The organism is Peribacillus muralis (assembly GCF_001645685.2).
GTDB classification, from domain to species: domain Bacteria; phylum Bacillota; class Bacilli; order Bacillales; family DSM-1321; genus Peribacillus; species Peribacillus muralis_A.
On sequence record NZ_CP017080.1, the window covers coordinates 4340453 to 4362143 of the forward strand.

The following is a 21691-nucleotide window of genomic DNA, read 5'->3' on the forward strand; positions in this document are numbered from 1 at the left end:
TCACCAACTAATTTAAACAAAAACATGCAAGCTTCCCCTTTTAATTTGCCAATTTCAGGCTTTCCAAATATTTTAAGCTCTCAGGATTTTTCACCATTTTTTCGGCTTGATCCGGATCAGCCTTCGTTCGATTCATTGCCTGAAGCTTATATGTCAGGACTCGTTTCACCGACTGATCAATCCGCTCCATAGGAACCTTCCCTGCTTTAACAGCTTCCAGTAAGCCTTCGTATACCTCAAGCTCATGGGCATATTCATGGCAAACCAGCAATATATCAGCTCCAGCAAGAATCGCTTCCTTCCCCATTTCTTCATAGGAAAAGTACTTGTTCACGGCCCCCATTTCCAAATCGTCGGTAATCACAAGTCCCCCATAGTTAAGCTTGCCTCGCAGCAGGTCTTCTATGATGACCTTGGAAAGGCTTGCTGGTTTTTGTTGATCATAAGCCGGATATTTGATGTGGGTCACCATCACGAAAAAGCTTTGATCATCCATTTCGCTTACGATTCTCTTGAACGGGTAAATATCCGAATTCTCGAGATCGAGCTGGTTTGCTTTCACGGAGGATGTATCGACATGCGGATCGACTTCGCTCCGTCCGTTACCTGGAAAGTGTTTCAACGCGCCCGTTACGGAAGCATCATTCAAGCCTTGAATCGTTTTCTTTCCGTACCGATAAACCTTTTCGGGATCTTCCCCCACTGAACGCTTGTCGGTCTTCGATAAATCAAGAACAGGAGCAAAATTTATATTGATTCCCATCGAACTCAGTTCTGTTCCATTCAGTTTTGCCACCTTATACATGTCTTCAGCAGATGCATGCTTCCCCAGATCCTGCTGTGCAGGAAGCGGCGATACGCTTTCCTTCATCCGGATGATTTCCCCGCCTTCCTGATCTACGGCCACCATGAGCGGAAGCGAAAGTGTACTTTGCTCAGCCGTTTGCTGAAGCGAATTGGATAACCTCGCTACTTGTTTTGGCGATTTCATATTGCGGTCAAAATAAATGACGCCGCCTATATGTTTTTTTTCGATGAGCTCGTTAATTTTACGGCTCGCTTTTGTTCCCTTGAAGCCAACCATCATCAGCTGACCGACTTTTTCTTCAAGCGTCATGCTTTCGAGCATTTTTTCTAATTCTTCCTGATTTTCCGTAATGGCATCAACGCTTTTCGCTTTTTCGGTTTCGGAATGATCTTTTTTTTGAATGAACATGATTGCCATAAAGGATAGGAGCAAGACCAAAAGTGCCCCCATATATAGTTTCCCTTTCATGCCCTGCCCCACGAATGGCGGTCCACCATAACAAAGATCTTTCCTTCATTGCCTATACCATCCATTTGTCCAAAAACTCCTGTCTACATGATTGGATTTTGTCCATACTATTCTACAGCTTGTTCAAAAACGGACCATTCTATATCAAGCCGAGTTGTTTTTTTTGCATAAAGCTTTAGCGGCGTACCATACTATCTACATACACTCATGCAAAGGAGATGCACCCATGGACGGAATCTTGAAGAATGTAGCCGACACCTTCAGTCATGCAGTCAATTATGCAAAAGAAAAAATATCTGCCATTACTGGTTCGACCTCGGTTACGATCGGGGAATTGAGCCAACACATCATCAGCGAGCCTGAAACGATACTAATCAAGAAAAACCTTTTAGGTATCCCTTTTTCTTTTTATCATTTGCAAAAAGAAGGCGTTACGTATTATCTGGAAATGATAAACTCGCGAATTTTACAGCTGGATGTTCAAGCACATGACCATACCATCGTATCTTATCGCTCATATCGTGATAAATCAGAGTTGCCCCCCGCAGTTAAATTCCCCAAATCCCTTTTATAGATTTCCAAATAAAAAAGCGGATACCACCAGGGCATCCGCTTTACGTTTGTAAACACAAAGATTTATTGTCACGATCATATAATAAAAAAATGTAGACAAGCCTCATCTAAAATCAAGAGGCTGTCTACATTTTTAAAGCTGATCGCCAACTCCCTTTTATACTTGCTTCTTGCTCTGTCCCCTAAAGCGAGAAAAAACGATTTCTTTCCCTTGATATCCAGTCCTCAGCTTCCGCTTCATCCTTTTTGACCAGGCGGTTAACGAGGATATCATGCCAAATGTAATTTTCGAGAAAATTGATATGAATCGGGTCATCCGTGTAAAACGCCGTTTCCCTCGTTTCCGAAGCAGGGCCGTAAATCGTCTCCGTGCCATCAATGGATAAGATGAACCATTTGTTTTCGCCAATATTGTTCACATAACTCGTTTGACGATGAACATCTATGCCCGCTAATGGGCTTTCAACCTGAAAGACAATCCCTTTAAGGGTACAATGTCCAGCTGACTCTTTAAGTTCTGGCTCTAGTATTTCGTACATTTTGTCCCATAAGGATACGACGATCCTTTTCTCCGCTTTTTGAATTAAAGTGCGGCAAAACGAAAGGATATGTTGTTCCCCTTTAAGCGTCATTACACGATTGTCGGATACTGGCCCGATCTTCTCGAATTGCTTGAGTGTGTCGCTGATCGATTGATAAGTATTGTCCCACCTCGATCGGACGGATTCCAAGAACACGTCTACCGGCAGTGGCGAGTATTGAATCGAGTCATTGATTTCCTCTTTAATCACAACGCCTTCCTCCTGGAGCCCATTCAGAATTTCATATATCCTCGCCCTTGGTATGCCTGATTCCTTGCTTACTTGATAGGCGCTTGCTTGGCCCTGCCGAACTAAAGACACATAAGCCTTCGCTTCATATTGGCTGAATCCGAGAGACTGAAGTTTTTCAATGATATCTTGCATAGTACCTCCCATAACTGTAGTGAGTTATATCTATCATACCAAATCTTATTTTGAATGCTATTCGATTTCAAAAGTGATGCAAGCATACGGGTTCATTTTCTTATTTACACGCGATGTTTTTTTAGTTACTATCTAAATAGTGACTAATATAATACATTGGGTTAAGGACAGCTTAAAAGCATGTGATTCATTCTTAATGCCATTGATACGGAGGCTTCTTCGATGGAAGATATACAAATTTCCACACTTTTACTGCTCGTATTTTTCGGTTTTCTTGCAGCATTCATTGATTCTGTAGTTGGTGGCGGTGGCCTGATTTCCATACCGGCATTATTATTTTCAGGACTCTCCCCTTCTGCTGCGATTGCAACGAATAAGTTAGCCAGCTCCATGGGGTCTTTAACGAGCACCATTGCCTTCATTCGTTCAGGCAAGGTCGATTTCCGATTGGTTTCCAAGCTTTTTCCCCTTATTTTCACGGGTTCCCTTCTAGGCGCATGGGTCGTGAATTTTGTGTCATCGGAATTGTTGAAACCGCTGATATTGGTTCTTTTGGTCGCAATCGCGATTTATACCTTTATAAAAAAGGACTGGGGACAAAAATCGACCTACTCTAAGCTCACGCTGCAAAAGGCAGCATTATTCGCCGTCGCGATATTCGTCATTGGCTTCTATGATGGGTTTTTAGGGGCTGGGACGGGATCTTTCATTTTATTTGCCTTTTTAATGATCGGCTTCGATTTCCTGCATTCAGCCGGAAACGCAAAATTTTTAAACTTCGGCAGTAATTTGGCGGCATTGATCATGTTCATATTTTTGGATACCGTCAACTTTTCATATGGAATACCGATGGGCATCTCCATGATCGCAGGCGCATTGGCAGGCTCTAAATTCGCCCTCAAGAAAGGTGTGGCCTACGTAAGAGTGTTATTTATCGCCGTTACCGTCATCTTGATCATAAAAAATATAGTCGATTACTTAATGGGGCGTTAATGGAAAAGTAAACATTAGGAAAAAACAAAATTGGAAAATCCACCCGCACATTGTGACATATAGGAATTATTTGGGTATATGATAGTAAAGAATGTGTGGAAAGGTGTGATTGGATGACTGATAAGTGGAATGGCGAAGAAATGGCGGATGTCTCGAAGCAAACGATTGTAATCACTGGGGCAAATAGCGGACTTGGCTTCGAAACGGCTTTTGCCCTAGCGGGTAAGGGGGCAGAAATCATCCTTGCAGTCCGGAATGCTTCCAAAGGAGAAAAAGCGGTCGATAGAATTTTTTCGGTATATCCTAACGCGAACATACGGGTCATGCAGCTGGATTTAAGCGATCTTAGCAGCATTCGGCATTTTGCTGACTCCTATAAGGAGAACTATGACTCGTTATCCGTTCTTATCAATAATGCAGGCGTGATGATCCCGCCTTACAGCAAAACGAAGGATGGCTTCGAGCTGCAATTCGGAATCAATCATCTCGGTCATTTCGCTTTGACAGGACTCCTCCTCCCGCGAATACTAGCTACGCCTGATTCACGGGTAGTCACATTGAGCAGCCTGGCCGCCATCAATGGATTCATCGACTTTGAAAATCTAAACGGGGCAAACGGCTATAAACCAATGAAGTACTACGGCCAGAGCAAGCTCGCCAACCTCCTATTCGCCCGCGAGCTCCAGAACAAATTTAGCAAGCATGGCGCAAGTGCGATTAGCGTAGCGTGTCATCCGGGACTTTCCCATACGAACCTCATGTCACGCGGATCCGGAAAACCGATCAATCGATTTGTCCATTATCTCTCGAAATCCCTAACCCAGCCGGCAAGCATGGGCGCACTTCCCACCTTGTTTGCGGCAACGGAGCCTTCATTAACCGGGGGCGAATATATTGGGCCCGATGGAAAGAAAAACAGGAAGGGCTTCCCTAAGAAAGACGATATCATCAATACTCTATATAATGAGGAAACGTCGAAAAGATTATGGGACCTATCGGAAGCCATGACAGAGGTCAACTATCGTTTCACTGAGAGCGTTACGCCGAAATGACTCTCACAAAAAAGAAGGAGGGAGCAATATGCTCCCTCTTTTCACTGCAATCATTCAGCGTCAAACACTTCGACTTTTTCCATTTTGTCACCATTTTTCATGGCTTTAGCCGTTTCAAGACCGGAAGTCACTTTACCGAATACTGTGTGAACACCGTTAAGATGTGGTTGTGGTTCATGCACGATGAAGAATTGGCTTGAGCCAGTGTCTTTTCCGGCATGTGCCATCGATAAGCTGCCCGCTTCATGCTTGTGAGGGTTTCCAGCTGTTTCACATTTGATTTGAGTGCCGCTTCCGCCTGCACCAGTACCTGTTGGATCTCCGCCTTGGCTTACGAAACCAGGGATTACACGGTGAAAGACAACGCCATTGTAAAATCCTGTGTTGGCCAGGTTTTCAAAGTTCGCAACTGTGTTTGGCGCTTCGTTCGGGAAAAGATCGAATTCAATCTTTTCTCCATTTCCCATTAGTATGTATCCTTTTTTAGCCATGTAAAACATCTCCTTTAATATGAACTGAATCAATTCTAATAGTACCATTTTTCGAACAAGAATGAAAAGCAGGCGCTACTTATTTTGAACTGTCTCATTATACATATCGATGTTATTTCTTTTATAATGAGGAAGATTGATGATAAAAGGGGGAACGAACCATGACAGAACGATTCGAAGCATTAGTCGTAAACAAGCAAGGAGATCAGTTCACCGTTAACATCCAGCAACTATCACTTGATGACCTGCCTCAAGGCGAAGTGCTCATCCGTGTCCATTATTCTGGGGTGAACTATAAAGACAGCCTTGCCAGCATTCCGAATGGAAATATCGTCAGCACGTATCCGATCAGTCCAGGAATCGACATGGCAGGGGTCGTCGTTTCATCCGAGGATTCCCGATTCCAGGAAGGGGACGAGGTCATTGCCACCTCCTATGGGATTGGCGTTTCCCAATCAGGCGGCTATAGCCAATATGCCCGTGTTCCTGCGGATTGGATCGTTCCGCTTCCTGATGGACTATCAATGAAAGAGGCCATGATCATCGGAACCGCTGGTTTCACTGCAGCCTTATCGGTTCTGCGCCTGGAAGAAAATAACCTTGCCCCCGATCAAGGCAGCGTGCTTGTTACCGGTGCGACTGGGGGAGTCGGCAGCTTTGCCGTCTCGATCCTTTCCAAGCTTGGGTATTCGGTGGAAGCGAGTACAGGAAAAGAATCGGAGCATGGATATCTGAAGGAAATCGGGGCGGCGACGATTGTATCTCGCCAAGAGGTTTACGATGGCAAGCTGCGCCCACTTGGCAAACAAAAGTGGAGCGGTGCAGTAGATCCCGTCGGCGGTGAACCGCTCGCATCCGTCCTTAGCCAAATCAAGTATGGCGGATCCGTAGCGATCAGCGGATTGACGGCTGGCACCAACCTGCCCGCCACTGTCTTTCCTTTCATCCTAAGGGGTGTAAATTTACTAGGGATCGATTCGGTCAATTGCCCGATGGAAACAAGATTGAAAGTTTGGCATCGACTAGCAACCGACTTTAAATTTGGTCATCTGGAACAGCTCATCCAACAAGAAATTTCCCTTAAAGAATTGCCTGACGTTCTCCCGACCCTATTAAAAGGGGAAGCAAGAGGCAGAACGATCGTAAAGCTATAATCCAAAAAGTGACGCGGGTCAGCCCCTCGTCACTTTTCACTATGAATGGACAAGGATAGACTGGTACTCCCTTTTCCTCCATGCACAACTTTTCCGTGTTTGGACGAATTATTGGCAGGTTTGGCCGGATTATCCGCTTGTTTGGACGGATTATCGTGTGTTTGGACGGATTATTCACGGGTTCGGACGGATTATCCACTCGTTCGGTCGAATTATCGCGCGTTCGGACGGATTATCCACTCGTTTGGTCGAATTATCGCGCGTTCGGACGAATTATCCACTCGTTCGGTCGAATTATCGCGCGTTCGGACGAATTATCCACTCGTTTGGTCGAATTTTCGCGCGTTTGGTCGAATTATCACGCGTTCGGACGCATTATTCACGGGTTAGGCCGAATTTTTCGCGCGTTCGGACGAATTATCCACGCGTTCAGACGATTTTTCGCGCGTTCGCACGAAATCCGGTCACTATCCTGCTGTACATGAAGATTTGCGGCCTATTGACAAGGCTGATTTGCATTATCTTATGCAGAGAAATCCACAAAAAGGCCAAACCTCCATAAGGTTCAGCCACATCTTTAAAAGGTATTATAAATATTTTCACATTCCGCACCTGTTGGTTCATAAAAGCAATGAAGCTTAAAGCGGCCAACCAGAGGCTGATTATACCAGGTTGGCGGGCAATCTCCTTCTGGCCTGAAATACCAGAGGCTAAACTTCGAAGGCCATAGCCTTTCGCCACTTACACTTCTTCGTGCGAGCCTTTTTTCCCTATCCCGTGCCCGCTGATAAAAGTATCCCTTCTGCACGGCCTCAAATGCATGCTCCTGGTAAATCATTTCCGGTATCGTTCTCAGTCCTTTGAAATCGGAGCAATTCGACCTAATCCGGTTAACCCCGACGTTCCCGATCATCAACATGCCTTGATCGCCTTCGCCCTCACCTTCAGCTCTAAGCAATCTTGCCAGCAGAGCAATGTCGGCATCAGTGTGCTTAACGACGGTCATCCAATCACCTCCACTTATTTATCCTATGCCCAAGAGATGGAAAGATGCTCCGATTTTAATAAAACCTTCATATGCCGTACATGTCCTATCAACAATTCAACTCTATACTTAAGAAAGGCTGGATAGCACGCGTGGCTATCATGGTATTTGGCGTAGGCGGGGCCGATACTTCTCCACAAAAAAACGGTACGTAGTGATGCCGTCCCAGACTGTAAACAAACTCGATCATGATGGAGGTTGTTTATCGTTTTTTTTGTTTGTACCCGATTATCCAGGGGCTTTACTCCCCCCCTCTCAGAACAACAAAAAAAGTTCCGGAATGAGACCATCCCGAAACTCTTGTCCGTTATTCCTTCGCTTCAAAAGCAGCTTCAAACGCCAAAGATACCTTTTCGAATTCTTCGTCCGATTGGATATCGAGCAATTCTCCTTCTCCCTCGACCCGGAAAAAGAAAATATCGATGTCTTCCTCTGTATCTTCTTCAATATCTTCAAGCAAACCTACTGCCACATATTCCGTTCCTTCTACATCCAATGAGCCTAATACCTCAACTTCATGAGCCTCATCATTGTCATCAGTTAACGTGAAAACCTCACTTTCACGAATGTTACCCATACTATCTCTCCTCTCCTATCCATTCATAATGGAGTTGTGACAATAGTATATCGACTATTCCGCTCGGAAACAAACTTTTGCCCTGAAAAAAAGGAAATTTCTTTTTCTTATAATTGTCGCATATTCTCCCTGAAATTCCAGGAATGGTGATTTTTCAAAAAAATATTTACATACAGTTAAAAAAGCCCATTATATTCCGAATCATATTATAGAAAAAATGAAGGAGGAGGATGTTTTCTTGGCCGCAAAAAGAGTCGATCATATAGGAATTGTCGTAAGAGATCTTGAAAACTCCATCGCTTTTTATCAGGAAGTGCTGGATTTAAAATTAAAGGCGCGTGTCCCTCACACTAACGGGGTCATCCAGCTGGCTTTTCTAGGCTACGAGGAGTCAGAAGAAACGGAAATCGAATTGATTCAAGGGTATAGCGACACATTGCCATCTGAAGCAACGATCCACCATTTTGCCATTACCGTCGATGATATCGAAAAAGAATATGAGCGAATCAAAAACTTCGATAACATCGAGCTGATCGACGAGGAAATCATCACCCTTCCAAATGGCTACCGCTATTTCTACATATACGGACCGGAAAAAGAATGGATTGAATTTTTCCAAAGATAGTCCCCCATCTTTTTTTCTTGCTTTGCCATTAAAAAGGTGATGCCAGGCCCATTACTCCTCGCATCACCACTTTTTACCGTTGTTACCAGCTTGCCTTTTTTACACCAGGGACCTGCCCCTTATGGGCGAGCTCCCGAAATGCGATACGTGACATGTTGAATTTGCGCATATATCCACGCGGCCTTCCGGTTACTCCACAGCTATTATGAATCCTTGTCGGTGAGGAATCCCGAGGGAGCTTTGACAATGCCGCATAATCTCCTTTTTCCTTCAAATCCCGCCTGCGTTCTGCATACTTTTCCACTAGAGCCAATTGTTTTTGTGCCTTTACTACCTTCGATTTTTTCGCCATTTTCCAGTCTCCTTTTTACTGTCCGTCCGAATAAAACAAAATCATTACGATTTAATTCCGGTGCTTATTTCGTTTCCCGATGGATCGTATGTTTCTTTAAGCGTGGACAATATTTTTTCAATTCAATTCGATCAGGATGATTTCGCTTATTCTTCGTTGTAATATAGTTACGGTCCCCTGTCTCCGTACATGCTAAAGTAATATTCACTCTCATCTTCCTTTTCCTCCTTCCATTTTTCCTTTAAAAGGCAGGCAGTGGATCTTCATATAACGACCAATTCTGCTGCATCTCCGCTTCCGTCAATAAACAATGATCCAGTTCCGCCTCTATAACTTGCTGATTCATTTCGATGCCGATCAGCACCAGCTCCGTCAGCCGATCACCGTATACTTCATTCCACCGGGCTAACAATTCAGGAGCTTCCTGCAATATTTGGTGCTGCTCATGCTCAGGATAAGCAGCGATCCATTCACCCGCTCCTTGTATCGTTAATGATGGTCCTGCCTGTGACAATAAGCCTGCGGTATCATTTCTGGATGCCAGCCAAATGAACCCTTTCGCCCGTACGACTTGCACGGGCCATTTTTCCAACCAAGCCATCAAGCGCACGGGATGAAAGGGCACATTCCTTCTATAAACGAACGAGGCTATACCGTATTCCAGCGTTTCCGGGATATGCTCTTCATTCAATTCCTTTATCCAGCCCGCTCCTTGACTTGCCTTTTCAAAGTCGAATAGTCCCGTATTCAATATTTCCTTTAATGGAATCCTGGAATATGCCGTTTCTATGATTTTTGCATCCGCATTCATCTTATGCAGGACCGCTTTCAATCCCGCCACGTCTTTATCTTCCATCAAGTCGATTTTATTTAACAGGATTATATTGGCGAACTCGATTTGATCGATCAATAAATCGACCACTTCCCGGACATCAGCAGCATCAGCAGCCTGCTTCCGGTCGATAAGATTCTCACCGGAGGCAAAGTCCTTCCAAAAACTATGCCCATCAACAACTGTTACCATCGTATCGAGTCGGCAATATTCCGATAGATCGATGCCCATATTTTCATCCACATAAGAGAAAGTTTGTGCGACCGGAACAGGTTCGCTGATCCCTGTCGATTCAATCAAGATGTAATCGATATCACCCTGTTTTGCCAATTTCTCGACTTCAATCATCAAATCCTCTCGAAGTGTACAGCAAATGCAGCCATTCTGCATTTCGACAAGTTTTTCATCCGTGCGGGTAAACCCACCCTGTTTGACCATGGAAGCATCAATATTTATTTCACTCATATCATTAACGATGACGGCAACCTTCCGATCAGCCCGATTTTCAAGAATATGATTCAACAGCGTCGTCTTTCCCGCTCCTAAGTAGCCGCTCAATACCGTAACCGGAATTTTCTTTTTCTCCATCCCTTATCACCTCTTACCTGATTCAATTCCTGTAAACAAATCAAAATCATTACGATTTATATCCCGGAGCAACCAACAAATAAAATCACTCCTTAATAATAAAACGTAATGATTACTATTTGCAAGTTTTTTTTCAATATTGCCCCCGAATACTTTTTGGAACCAATGTTATCAAGTTGCTCCGCCACCTGAGCATAGGCCTTTTGGATAAATAAAAATTGAAGCCCCAGCACACATAACATTATGTGTAAGGAACCTCAATGGCAGCTTTATCATTTACTGATGATCGTGAACACCGTTTCATCATTTGTTATTGTGTTTATTCCGTCATTTCCCGCCCTGAAGATGTTACTGTCTTTTGCTCAAAAGTTTCAATCTCTCTCTGTTTCGCCAGTTTAGAAGCTTGTGAAACGGACCACGTTAAATTCCCAAAGGCAATCACTGTCCCGATCGAGATAACTAACACCTTTTTACAAAGTAATTTCTTCAATAGCTTCCTCCTGAGAATGTATTGGAATACTTTAAATATAAACCAACATTGTTAACCTAACATGTAGCTGCTGTAAATGTACGGAATTATTTTTGTATATACAAAAAAGCTGAGTGCATATGCAGTCAGCTTTTCAGAGGTTTTCCTTATTTATAAAACACTTTATCGACGTTGTATTTAGCACGAAGGGTATTGATCATATACGTTTCGTAAATTTCGCGCTCCATGGCGTCCTCGACGATAAGAATGTCAATTTTCTTCACTTCATTACGGTGCTCTTTGATTGGAGAGACATTATCTTCAAAATGCTTTTTGACCCTTGGTCTTAGCTTACGGGCTTTCCCGACAAAAATCAGCTCATCGCGTTCATTGTAAAATAAGATGATGCCGCCTTTATCGCGGGGAATCAAATGGAAATCGATAAAACCATAAATCTCCGGAATGACTGCTTCGTCTCCCTCGATCACTTGTTTTCTTTGTTTAATGCTAATATCCGCTGCAGGGATTTCAATATTTATCATTACAATTCACGTCCTCTATTTGTATCAGCTGAAGCTTCCAAACTTCTGTGATGATCCAGAAGCATACAGCCCAATCGCTTTTTCCTTAAAGATAAATGGTATCATAATTATGAACGAAAAGCCATGCATGCCGCTATAGAGTTCTTTCGGGTTCCTATTACTTGCGGCCGTTTGACCCGCCAGGAAATATTAAAGAAGAAGACTCAATAAGAGCCTCCTTCTTAGTCGAAATATCCGTTACCACCTGTGAGCCTTTGCATTGCTTCTTAGGATAATGTTTGTTTGCGATACTTCCGTATGGCCATTAACTTGAGACTTCGAACGCTTAGGTCTTGTCCAATTATGGTGAAACTTTTGAGAATGTGGATCTAAGTGATCTTTATAACTCATTCTGTGTCACCCCATCATTAGGATTTGGATATTTCAGCAGTGATAAACATCTCTATCACTTGCTCTAGTATTTGATTTTTCCAGAGCTTTCATACACCATTTCCTTCAAAATTCCAACTCAACCGACTTCCCTTTTTCCAGGACCTTCCCTTCACCATTGACCGCGTCACTTGTCATGAAGGAAATCCCCCTCACATCCCCATTATTTACAATGAAGCCTACGTTTCCGCTTTTCGTTGCATTCCCGTCCAATTCACCGCTAAGTTCTTCCAGGTAAATGTCATCCTCCCATGGAAGGTGTTCCCCTTTATCGGTTTCAAGAAAAGCGACCGGTGAGAACTTGATTTTCTTATCGCTATTGTTTTTGATTTCAACATTCACTTTAACGATGTCGAAATCCTCATCATGTGTATATCCATGAAAGAAATCAATCATGCTGTAATCCGGGGTAGCGTGCATCACCTTCATATCTTTGACGCTTACTTCGATTGGTCCGACCGTGACCGCTTGATCCACTTTTTTATGGGCCATTAAGGTTAAATCGCCCTTTGCATCCGAAGCGTTCTGACCGATTTGGGTAAGCTTCCTATCATCAGGCAGCTGCGGATTCGGAACATAGACATCCTTCTTCACCAGTGGTGCGGACATCTCATCCGTTTTTCCTTTGGCCGCCTTTTCTTCAAATGCAGGTTGGGTGTTAAGAGCCCCAAATGTGGTTAATATAAGGGCTCCTATTAGTAATCTGTTCATGGATTCCCTCCCTGAAATATTATTTCTGCTTCTTCAAAAGATCAAAGATGATCTTGGCATGATCGGTATTATCGACCTGCCCGGCAAAACGCTCTTTGTAGGGTCCGTAAGCATATACCGGTACATCTTCACCCGTATGACCTCCGGTGGTCCATGCTGTATTAGTCCGGTTATCAAATATCGCTTCAATGGCATTATCGATATTCGTGACATTTTTTGTTTTGGCAGCTTCCGTTACCGTCTTTATTTCTTCGCTAGTTAGCTTCAATTTATTTTGGTCGATGAATTGCGTTAAAGTCTTTTCAACATCAGCACCTTTAACGATCGCATCCGCCATGAAATCAGGGGTGCGTTTGGCCGCTTTGATCGGTTCTCCATACCAGTTATATATTCCTTTGGCCCCGATCGAGAATCCTCCTGTAGAATGGTCTGCAGTAGCCACCACCAAGGTATGTTTGTCTTTTTTCGCGAATTCTATCGCGGCTTTATAGGCTTTTTCAAAGTCCTCCATTTCACTCATGGCGCCAACGATGTCATTATCATGTCCAGCCCAATCGACTTGGCTTCCCTCGACCATCAGGAAGAACCCCTTTTTATTTTTATCCAAGCGCTTGATCGCCGAATTGGTCATGTCTTTCAAGGAAGGTGTTTCACTTGGGCGATCAATCATTTTCGGGAGTCCTTCGGAAGCGAACAAACCAAGCACCTGTTCATTTTTATCATTGAGCATTTGTTTCTTATCCGTCACATAGCTATATCCATCTTTTTTGAAGGCTTTCGCCAAATTGATGTCCGGACGGACAAAATTGGATTTCCCGCCGCCTAAGAGAACGTCGATTTTATGCTTGCCCTTGATCAGTTCTTTATAATAATCGTCGGCAATCGAATTCATGTTTTTCCGGCTTTCATCATGGGCGCCAAATGATGCCGGTGTAGCATGAGTAATTTCTGAGGTGGCAACCAATCCAGTCGCTTTTCCTTTTTGCTTCGCAGCTTCTAGGACCGTTTTGACTTCGGATTTATCATTATCCACCGCAATCGCAGCATTATAAGTCTTTACGCCGGAAGACATTGCCGTTGCGGCCGAAGCTGAATCGGTAATATTTTGTGCAGCATCTTCGGGATATGTCATTTGCTGACCAACCAGGTATTTATCGAACTCTGTCCGTTCCGCCACCAGGGTATTGGGGTCATTTTTTAAATACCTGTAAGCGGACGTATAAGAAACACCCATTCCGTCACCTATCATGAAGATGACATTCCTGATTTCCGGATCTTTATTCGACTTGTCCCTTGCCGATGCAGGTTCTGGTGCAGCGTATGTAAAACTTCCAAATGCCAGTGCCGATGCGAGTGTAAACGGCAAAACTTTCTTACTCCATGTACTAGTACGATTCAAATGAATGACCTCCCTTTAATGTTTGAATATTCACTTAAACTATAAGGGATGAAGATGAACACAGTGTCAAGGGTATGTAAAAATACGGTAGGATTATTATGAAGGCAAGGTAAATTCAGCATTAACGGAGATGCTGATTACATCGGTTATGAATCGCAGCATTTTCCAATGTGGCAAAAAGGGGAATTGTTGGATTCATGCCAAAAAGGCGCCCATTGCAGGAGCACCCAGTTTGTAGGCACAAGGGGTTCTATCTCAAAGTTAAAACAAGGTAGAGTGGAAAAGATACACCATTGAAACTCTAGGGCACTAAAGATTTCATCTTCATATACACGCATAGCGGATTGGAACGGAAGGTGTGAGACTCCTGCGGGAATTACGGTCTAGGGGAGACACCGCAGGCTTAAAAGCCGAGGAGGCTCCCCGACCGCCCGCGGAAAGCGAGTGCCTGAAGTGGAAAGGAACGGCCAACGGATACACCATTGAAACTCTAGGGCACTCATCTTCGTATATACGCAAAGTAGAAATCATACATACCCTTAAACAACTATAAAATAACTGAAGCGCCCCAATCCAGGAGCGTCTTCCCCACCTACTTCTCCACCGTTAAACATTCCAAAGCCTGCGCTGCATTCTCCCTCGCAGCCTCGACTGCATCAGCTGATGACAAGGCAACGGCGACCCTTCTCCCCATTTTGGTGACGGGTTTTCCGAAGAGGCGCACCTCCGTATTCGGAACAGACAATGCGTTCTCCACACCGACTATCGAATATTCCGATAACTCCTCGGTCGCCTTTAATGGCCGGCTTGCTCCTGGCGTGATCAATTTGATTTCAGGGATGGGATATCCCAGAATCGCCCGGACATGCAGGGCAAACTCGGATAAGTTCTGTGTCACTAATGTCACTAGTCCCGTATCATGCGGACGGGGGGATACTTCGCTGAAGTAGACTTTATCTTCTGAGAGGAAAAGCTCGACTCCGAATAATCCGTATCCTCCAAGCTCATCTGTAATGGCAAGGGCAATCCGCTTCGCTTCGTTCATCTGTGCTTCCGTCATATCATGCGGCTGCCACGATTCGATATAATCCCCGCCTTGTTGAACATGGCCGATGGGAGCACAGTACATGGTTCCGTTTACGGCTCTAACTGTCAGCAGGGTGATTTCCGAATCAAAACGGATGAATTCTTCAATGATCACCCGTCCATTTTGAACCCTGCCGCCTTCCATGGCGATCCTCCAGCAGTCTTCCAGGTCACCTTCAGTTTTGCACACACTTTGCCCTTTCCCTGAGGAGCTCATCAGCGGTTTTACGACATTCGGAAAGCCAATTTCCTTGGCAGCCTGGACAAATTCTTCATATGTATCAGCGAACTTGTAGGCGGCAGTCGGAAGTTTCAAGGTTTCGGAAGCAAGTCTCCTGATTCCTTCCCGATCCATCGTTAATTGAGCTGCCCTTGCCGACGGAATGACGGTAAAGCCCTCTACCTCCAATTCAACTAATGCCGCAGTGGCGATCGCTTCAATCTCCGGTACGATCAAATCTGGCTGCTCTTTTTCCACCACACCCCTAAGTTGTGCTGCATCCAGCATATCGATGACATGACTGCTGTGAGCAACCTGCATGGCAGGGGCATGTTCATAGCGGTCAACCGCAACTGTCGTAACCCCAAGACGCTGTGCCTCAAGCAAAATCTCTTTCCCCAGTTCACCTGAGCCCAATAATAAAAGCTTTTTGGATTTATACATTCAGCCTCTCCCCCTTCATAACCTTAAACACATTATATACGAACTATAATGTAAAAAAAATGTTTTTTATTCGTATATAAAGCTATTCCTCGTTAAAAATACCACGAAATCCATAAAAATATCACTCTTTATAAAAACCAACTTGACAGGTAGGAACAATATCCTTTATCCTTTTTCATATAAACAAAAACCCACAGGCTGACCAGAACACTGGAGGCTCTCTAATCCAAAGATTAGGGAGTTTTTTAATTTATGGAAAGGAAAAGAGAGGGGCATCCATTATGCAAAAGAAAGCGCATCGTCACATATCACCTATATTACCTATAGTTGATAAGAAAAAGGGAAGATTGGAAGAGATGAAGCACCTTAATCTTCCAGACAGAATGTTTTTTCATTGGTGCCAGCAGCAATATGCCCTGAATAGAGGGGTTTACAATACAATCGATAATTGGCTCCATGAATATGGCATCGTCGATATTCAATACCGGAGAATCAACCTGTTAGCTTTTCTGGAATACGCTTCCGCCCCCGAGCAAACGAGCGGGCAGTCGAGGGCGATTAAATTTGGCAAAGGCGGGCTAACGACAAAGCTTCAGGAATTCATGGCCATGTAATCTGACTCCAAGCTTTCTTCCTGATGAAAGCTTGGAATGTCGAAATTTGCACTACGAATTCCTTTGTAAATGTAAGCGCTTACTATTATAATGAATATAGGTTGGATGGCATGCGTGGCCGTCAAAGTATCTGGCGTAGGCGGGGCCGATACAAGCGGTAAAGAGGGTAAGCTTCATTACCGTAAAAAGATTTGAGTACCCATAGGCATGGGCTGCATATTCCTTGACCAATAATGGTGAATGACCGTTATTAATAGGCCTACTAGCGACTTGAACAGGCAATCGATAAGTAGAGCAACCCTTTACTTATTTTTTGCAGCAGCCCTCATCGTTTTAAAAAGTGCATAAAATAAAAAGCTCTTCCCCCTATCGACAAGGAGTAGAGCGTTTTTGCATGTTCAACATTTACATATACAATCCCGCCAGGAAAATCCCGAGCGACTTTTGATAAATTTCATCGAACTGTGATATAGGAAGCGGGTTGGTTCCCTTGCCAAGCTCTACGGTAAAACCTGGCCTCCTCCAGTCCTGAATGTACCAATCCTTGTATCCTGCGTAGCTATTGGCGGATTTGACAGGCTCATATCCACTTACCCTCGCAAATTCATTGACTATCGTTTCAGACTCTGGAGGCTCCATACCTTCAAACCCCCAATAAATGACCTCCCCTTGGGTGTGGAATGCGAGGACTCTGGCGAAATCACGCTTTCGCGTTAAATTTGCCATCGCAATCGCTTCAGGCTGCGTAAGTGGTCCTTTTCCAGAATAATTCGCCGGGCCTGGTTCATTGACCATATTGCGGGCTTGCTCCAGCTCCCACTTGGCGGGGAATTGATCGTTCAGGTCGACACCATTGATATTCGCTTTCCACCCTGAAAAGTCTTCGCTGCCGTTATTCCATTCCACAAGCTGCTCTCGCAAACCCTCCTCTTCCGGCGGACCATTTTGCACCAACTCCACTCCGTCGGGGTTCACCATCGGGACGATCGACAGCAGCGTCTGTTGGTAATACGGAAACATGGAAAGGCTGCGGATGGCCGTCTGATTCGTGAGTGCCAGTAAATAGTCATTTAAAAAGGTCATGATCACAGGGGTCGTAATCCATTCATTCGCATGAAACGAACCATTATAATGAACTCGTTTCTCTCCCTGCCCGATCAACACTTCGGGGATATCCCTATTCAATACCGTTTCACCAATCGGGGTTGTTCGAATGAAAGGGTATATGTTTTTCAACCGTCCAACATCGGTAAGCAATGTTTCATAATCATAGTTCTGATTCCCTTGTACGAGCCTCCACGTAATCCTCACTGGTACATCTATCGTCTGTCCGACTTGCAGGGCATTCGGGTTGAGGGTAGGATTCACCACAAATAAGGCATCCAATGAAAGATTACGGGATTTGGCGATTGCCCATAATGAATCCCCCCGCTTAATCTTATATGCTGTCGACGTAAAGCCGGGAATTTTGATTTGCTGTCCTATCATGAGGGCCTGTGGATCAATCCCCCTATTGGAATCAACGATCAGTTGGTAGTTCGTCTTGAATAATTGGCTATAATACCATAAAGAGTCATTCTGACGCACATAAACGTCCATACTGCACCTCCCCTTAATCATATATGTATGCTCATTTTGATTAATTATGGCTAATGCCCTTGAAGGCAGCATGGCCGTCTTGTTCCGATTGACATCGATCTCCAACTGGAACATTCATGAACGCAAAAGCAAAGCGGGCATCCAATGGGTGCCCGCTTTGCTTTTTAATAGATTGGTTGTATATTACGCTTCTTGCGGCACGGCCAAGCCCAAACCTTCAGCGATGCGTGTTCCGTATTCCGGATCGGCTTTGTAGAAATGACCGATTTGACGAAGTTTGATTTCTTCCAACTCGACAGGCTTCATTGCGCCGACGATCGTTTCCACGAGGCGGGTTTTCTCTTCGGCACTCAATAATCGATATAAGTCGCCCGCTTGTGTGTAGTGATCATCCGAATTATGGCCGACTTGGGCAGCTTGCCCAGTCACCTCAAAAGGAGCCAATTTATTTTCCGTCGCTTCCACAGGACCGCCAAAGCTGTTCGGCTCATAATAAACGGAGCCTTTGCCATTGTCATCTGCACGCATGAATCCATCACGCTGGTAGTTGTTCGCTTCCACTTTCGGACGGTTTACCGGCAGGTGGTTGTGATTCGCGCCAACACGGTAACGATGAGCATCACCATAGGCGAATAGGCGCCCTTGAAGCATTTTGTCTGGTGAAGCTTCAATACCTGGCACGAATGTCCCTGGTGAGAACGTGGCTTGCTCCACTTCCGCAAAGTAGTTTTCAGGATTGCGGTTCAGTTCCATCCGGCCAAGTTCAATTAATGGGTAATCTTTTTGCGACCAAACCTTCGTTACATCGAAAGGATCGAAACGGTATGTATCCGCATCCTCCAATGGCATGATCTGAACATACAATTTCCATGCAGGGAAGTCCCCTTTTTCAATCGCATTGAAAAGGTCTTCCGTATGGTAATCAGGGTTTTCACCTGCTAATTTTGCCGCTAGATCCACATCCAGGTTTTTGATGCCCTGTTCTGTTTTGAAGTGGTATTTCACCCAGACGCCTTTTCCTTCATCATTCACCCATTTAAATGTATGGCTTCCGAAACCATGTGTATGACGAAGTGTTGCCGGAATGCCCCTGTCGGACATCAGAATCGTAACCTGGTGCAAGGATTCGGGAGAATGTGACCAGAAATCCCAAACTGCCGTAGGGTTTTTCAAATGTGTTCTGGGATCTCTCTTTTGTGTATGAATGAAATCCGGGAATTTGATCGCATCACGAATGAAGAATACCGGCGTGTTGTTGCCGACGATATCGTAATTTCCTTCTTCCGTGTAAAATTTGACGGCGAAGCCACGAGGGTCACGGACCGTATCGGCGGAGCCCAATTCACCGGCTACCGTGGAAAAACGGATGAACATATCCGTTTTCTTGCCAACACCATTGAAAAGCTTAGCTTTCGTATATTGAGAAAGGTCGTTCGTCACTTCGAAAGTGCCGAATGCACCTGCCCCTTTCGCATGCACGACACGCTCAGGTACGCGCTCACGATTGAAGTGGGCCAGTTTTTCCAATAAGTGCACGTCCTGAATGAGTACCGGTCCGCGCTGGCCGGCCGTGATCGAGTTCTGATTATCTCCGACTGGTGCGCCCCAGCTTGTAGTAAGGTTTTTCTTATTTGTCATAATTGAACCACCTTTTCATTATTATTTATGTATATAATGATAAAGCTTATCAAGAAAAAATCAATACTTATTTATAATAATTTTAATATAGTAATCAATTTATTATCAGCTCGATTAACAAGTTATCCATTCTTATTACATTTTGGAAATTTTTAGCTATATTATCACGTTCATTGATCATTTTCCAGCAATAAATCCCCAATAATGGTATGGATATCAACCTTTGTCTTTCCTTCTTGAGCTTTTCTTTTATCAATTCTCCACCAATTGTCATAGTAATCGAGAATCACACTTTCATTTTATAACAAACGAGCCGGTTGGCCAGTGACTTTGTTCACTTCAGCAGCCAAGATTCACATAATGAAACACCCGATGTCACCATATCGTTCCCATTAAAATGAACGATTAATCGACTTGTGCCTAAGCGGCCGCAGCCCTTCATTCACTAGGGGAGCTGGGAATATACCGGTTTGTGTTCAGTTGTAAAATAAGATACTATTACGTTAAAATGTCCGGCCAATAAGACTAAGGGTGATATAGATGAATGAGCGAAAACAGCTTGTAGTTAAATATGCACATGAATTATTTATAGAAAAAGGGTATCAAGCAACATCGATTCAGGATATTTTAGATTATAGCGGCATCTCAAAAGGAACATTTTATAACTATTTTTCTTCTAAAAGTGAATTGCTTAAGGCAGTCTTCCTTTCCGCAAAGGAGAAATTCGAGACGGAGCGGAATGAGCTGCTTATCGGCCAAAACCTTGCAGATATAGAAATTTTCATTAAACAGTCCGAATTGCAAATACACTCCAATAAAAGTAGTAAACTATTTTCTTTGTATGAAGAAATCATGATTTCAAATGACACCGATCTTAAGAATTTCATTACACATGTTAAATTCCAAAATATACATTGGCTATCAAAACGGTTTCTCGAAATATTCGGTAACGAGAAAAAACCTTATATTCTGGACTGTGCCATCCTCTATTCAGGGATGATGCATCAAATGATACATTTTAACTCCTTGGCTAAAGAGCCCGATTTCAACCCTACGGAAATCATTCGTTATTGTGTAGATAGAATTAAAACGATTTTTGAAGACGTGAGCCGAGCCAACGTACAGCTATTGGAGCCTGATCTCATCAAGCAATGGCTGCCTGAATTCTTCCATACAGAGCAGGATTTTCATACAGCACTGTTACACTCTGCCACCGACCTGAAAAAAGTGATCTTCAAGCTTTGCCAGGATGATGAAGCAGAGCGGGTAAAAAACCTAAAATTAATCCATTTTATCCAAGAGGAATTTTTACAAAACTCCGATCCACGTATCTTCCTCATTGAAAGTGCCCTGCTGTCCCTAAGTACCAGCCCAAAGCTTAAGGATACAGCGGAAATAAGGGAATTCGAAAAGGTCATTGCCAATAGCTGAATTGAACTGGCCTAGCCTTTTTGGGCGTTCTGTTCCCAATTGAACTCCTTTGGTGACATTCGGAGACTCCTTTCTAGGAGTCTTTCGCTTTTTGTAAAGGAAATTGGCTCCGTACCCTTCTTTTTTTGTGACAATTCTGCAAACATATAACTGATATCCACAAATTTTAGTATAATGACTTTTAGTAGTGTGATCTCAGGAGGAGTTTTTCATGAATATAATCATGCGTTTTCTTATCAACGGGCTCGTGTTGCTCGTTATTGACTGGCTTCTCGACTCCATCACGATCAAATCTTACGGTACAGCCCTGCTGGCGGTTTTCATATTATCCATCATGAACTTGCTCGTCAGACCCATTTTACAACTGATTACATTGCCGATCACCATCCTTACGTTCGGATTGTTTTCGTTCATTATCAATGCCTTCACATTCCAAATCACTTCCTACCTAGTCAGTGGCTTTGTCATACATTCCTTTTGGGGAGCTTTAATCGGATCGTTGTTATTGAGTTTCATTCAAAGCCTGCTCATAAAAAAGAATAAAAAAAACCGTCAGTAGGATGCTGGCGGTTTTTTTACATCCGTT

Annotated in this window: 24 protein-coding genes; 8 read left to right on the forward strand and 16 right to left on the reverse strand. The window is 43.9% G+C overall.

Annotated features, from left to right (window positions below; all coding sequences use genetic code 11):
* Positions 1 to 40 precede the first annotated feature (40 nt).
* Positions 41 to 1276, reverse strand: a complete 1236-nt coding sequence (nagZ, locus tag ABE28_RS21090; RefSeq protein ID WP_083232275.1) for a beta-N-acetylhexosaminidase — start codon at positions 1274 to 1276, stop codon at positions 41 to 43.
* 226 nt (positions 1277 to 1502) lie between these two features.
* Here nagZ and ABE28_RS21095 point away from each other — a divergent pair, with 226 nt between their 5' ends.
* Positions 1503 to 1850 carry a hypothetical protein gene (locus ABE28_RS21095; RefSeq protein ID WP_064462487.1) on the forward strand — a complete coding sequence of 116 codons (348 nt, stop codon included), beginning with the start codon at positions 1503 to 1505 and terminating at the stop codon, positions 1848 to 1850.
* 181 nt (positions 1851 to 2031) lie between these two features.
* Here ABE28_RS21095 and ABE28_RS21100 read toward each other — a convergent pair whose 3' ends face one another.
* Positions 2032 to 2814, reverse strand: a complete 783-nt coding sequence (locus ABE28_RS21100) for a TrmB family transcriptional regulator (protein WP_064462486.1) — start codon at positions 2812 to 2814, stop codon at positions 2032 to 2034.
* Between the two features lie 222 nt (positions 2815 to 3036).
* Between ABE28_RS21100 and ABE28_RS21105 the strand changes: the two genes are divergently transcribed.
* Positions 3037 to 3807 (forward strand): TSUP family transporter, encoded by a 771-nt coding sequence (locus tag ABE28_RS21105; RefSeq protein ID WP_064462485.1) that lies wholly within the window; start codon positions 3037 to 3039, stop codon positions 3805 to 3807.
* A gap of 113 nt (positions 3808 to 3920) precedes the next feature.
* On the forward strand, positions 3921 to 4859 hold the full coding sequence (locus tag ABE28_RS21110; RefSeq protein WP_064462484.1) for an oxidoreductase: 939 nt from the start codon (positions 3921 to 3923) through the stop codon (positions 4857 to 4859).
* A 50-nt stretch (positions 4860 to 4909) separates the two neighbouring features.
* Here the strand turns inward: ABE28_RS21110 and ABE28_RS21115 are convergent, their stop codons facing one another.
* On the reverse strand, positions 4910 to 5350 hold the full coding sequence (locus ABE28_RS21115; RefSeq protein ID WP_061143930.1) for a peptidylprolyl isomerase: 441 nt from the start codon (positions 5348 to 5350) through the stop codon (positions 4910 to 4912).
* Positions 5351 to 5511: 161 nt separating this feature from the next.
* Here ABE28_RS21115 and ABE28_RS21120 point away from each other — a divergent pair, with 161 nt between their 5' ends.
* On the forward strand, positions 5512 to 6504 hold the full coding sequence (locus ABE28_RS21120; RefSeq protein ID WP_064462483.1) for an NADPH:quinone oxidoreductase family protein: 993 nt from the start codon (positions 5512 to 5514) through the stop codon (positions 6502 to 6504).
* Positions 6505 to 7081: 577 nt separating this feature from the next.
* Here the strand turns inward: ABE28_RS21120 and ABE28_RS21125 are convergent.
* Positions 7082 to 7510 (reverse strand): cell wall hydrolase, encoded by a 429-nt coding sequence (locus ABE28_RS21125; protein ID WP_064462482.1) that lies wholly within the window; start codon positions 7508 to 7510, stop codon positions 7082 to 7084.
* Between the two features lie 346 nt (positions 7511 to 7856).
* Positions 7857 to 8126: a DUF1292 domain-containing protein gene (locus ABE28_RS21130; RefSeq protein WP_064462481.1), complete on the reverse strand. Its 270-nt coding sequence runs from the start codon at positions 8124 to 8126 to the stop codon at positions 7857 to 7859.
* A gap of 217 nt (positions 8127 to 8343) precedes the next feature.
* Here ABE28_RS21130 and ABE28_RS21135 point away from each other — a divergent pair, with 217 nt between their 5' ends.
* Entirely contained in the window at positions 8344 to 8751 is a 408-nt protein-coding gene (locus tag ABE28_RS21135; protein ID WP_064462480.1) for a VOC family protein, read from the forward strand.
* 82 nt (positions 8752 to 8833) lie between these two features.
* Here the strand turns inward: ABE28_RS21135 and rpsN are convergent, their stop codons facing one another.
* From rpsN to purT, 9 genes are all read right to left on the reverse strand, one after another.
* On the reverse strand, positions 8834 to 9103 hold the full coding sequence (rpsN, locus tag ABE28_RS21140) for a 30S ribosomal protein S14 (RefSeq protein WP_064462479.1): 270 nt from the start codon (positions 9101 to 9103) through the stop codon (positions 8834 to 8836).
* Positions 9104 to 9167: 64 nt separating this feature from the next.
* Positions 9168 to 9317 carry a 50S ribosomal protein L33 gene (rpmG, locus tag ABE28_RS21145; protein WP_064462478.1) on the reverse strand — a complete coding sequence of 50 codons (150 nt, stop codon included), beginning with the start codon at positions 9315 to 9317 and terminating at the stop codon, positions 9168 to 9170.
* Positions 9318 to 9344: 27 nt separating this feature from the next.
* Positions 9345 to 10523, reverse strand: coding sequence for a GTP-binding protein (locus ABE28_RS21150; protein ID WP_064462477.1), 1179 nt, complete (start codon positions 10521 to 10523; stop codon positions 9345 to 9347).
* 319 nt (positions 10524 to 10842) lie between these two features.
* Positions 10843 to 11013 carry a hypothetical protein gene (locus ABE28_RS25315; protein ID WP_156775866.1) on the reverse strand — a complete coding sequence of 57 codons (171 nt, stop codon included), beginning with the start codon at positions 11011 to 11013 and terminating at the stop codon, positions 10843 to 10845.
* Between the two features lie 146 nt (positions 11014 to 11159).
* Positions 11160 to 11534 (reverse strand): nucleotide excision repair endonuclease, encoded by a 375-nt coding sequence (locus tag ABE28_RS21155; RefSeq protein ID WP_064462476.1) that lies wholly within the window; start codon positions 11532 to 11534, stop codon positions 11160 to 11162.
* Between the two features lie 237 nt (positions 11535 to 11771).
* Positions 11772 to 11924 (reverse strand): YpzG family protein, encoded by a 153-nt coding sequence (locus tag ABE28_RS24710; RefSeq protein ID WP_081092541.1) that lies wholly within the window; start codon positions 11922 to 11924, stop codon positions 11772 to 11774.
* Positions 11925 to 12029: 105 nt separating this feature from the next.
* Positions 12030 to 12674 carry a DUF4352 domain-containing protein gene (locus ABE28_RS21160; protein ID WP_064462475.1) on the reverse strand — a complete coding sequence of 215 codons (645 nt, stop codon included), beginning with the start codon at positions 12672 to 12674 and terminating at the stop codon, positions 12030 to 12032.
* Between the two features lie 19 nt (positions 12675 to 12693).
* On the reverse strand, positions 12694 to 14073 hold the full coding sequence (locus ABE28_RS21165; RefSeq protein ID WP_064462474.1) for an alkaline phosphatase: 1380 nt from the start codon (positions 14071 to 14073) through the stop codon (positions 12694 to 12696).
* A 592-nt stretch (positions 14074 to 14665) separates the two neighbouring features.
* Complete coding sequence (gene purT / locus ABE28_RS21170; RefSeq protein ID WP_064462473.1) at positions 14666 to 15823, reverse strand: phosphoribosylglycinamide formyltransferase 2; 1158 nt, start codon at positions 15821 to 15823, stop codon at positions 14666 to 14668.
* Between the two features lie 281 nt (positions 15824 to 16104).
* Between purT and ABE28_RS21175 the strand changes: the two genes are divergently transcribed.
* Positions 16105 to 16437, forward strand: a complete 333-nt coding sequence (locus ABE28_RS21175) for a hypothetical protein (RefSeq protein WP_257390655.1) — start codon at positions 16105 to 16107, stop codon at positions 16435 to 16437.
* Positions 16438 to 16842: 405 nt separating this feature from the next.
* Here the strand turns inward: ABE28_RS21175 and ABE28_RS21180 are convergent, their stop codons facing one another.
* Positions 16843 to 18036 (reverse strand): M14 family metallopeptidase, encoded by a 1194-nt coding sequence (locus tag ABE28_RS21180; protein ID WP_064462472.1) that lies wholly within the window; start codon positions 18034 to 18036, stop codon positions 16843 to 16845.
* Between the two features lie 183 nt (positions 18037 to 18219).
* Positions 18220 to 19674, reverse strand: coding sequence for a catalase KatA (katA, locus tag ABE28_RS21185; RefSeq protein ID WP_064462471.1), 1455 nt, complete (start codon positions 19672 to 19674; stop codon positions 18220 to 18222).
* 540 nt (positions 19675 to 20214) lie between these two features.
* Between katA and ABE28_RS21195 the strand changes: the two genes are divergently transcribed.
* Together ABE28_RS21195 and ABE28_RS21200 are read left to right on the forward strand one after the other, a co-directional pair.
* Positions 20215 to 21105: a TetR/AcrR family transcriptional regulator gene (locus ABE28_RS21195; protein WP_064462469.1), complete on the forward strand. Its 891-nt coding sequence runs from the start codon at positions 20215 to 20217 to the stop codon at positions 21103 to 21105.
* A gap of 211 nt (positions 21106 to 21316) precedes the next feature.
* Positions 21317 to 21664, forward strand: coding sequence for a phage holin family protein (locus ABE28_RS21200; protein WP_064462468.1), 348 nt, complete (start codon positions 21317 to 21319; stop codon positions 21662 to 21664).
* Positions 21665 to 21691 lie beyond the last annotated feature (27 nt).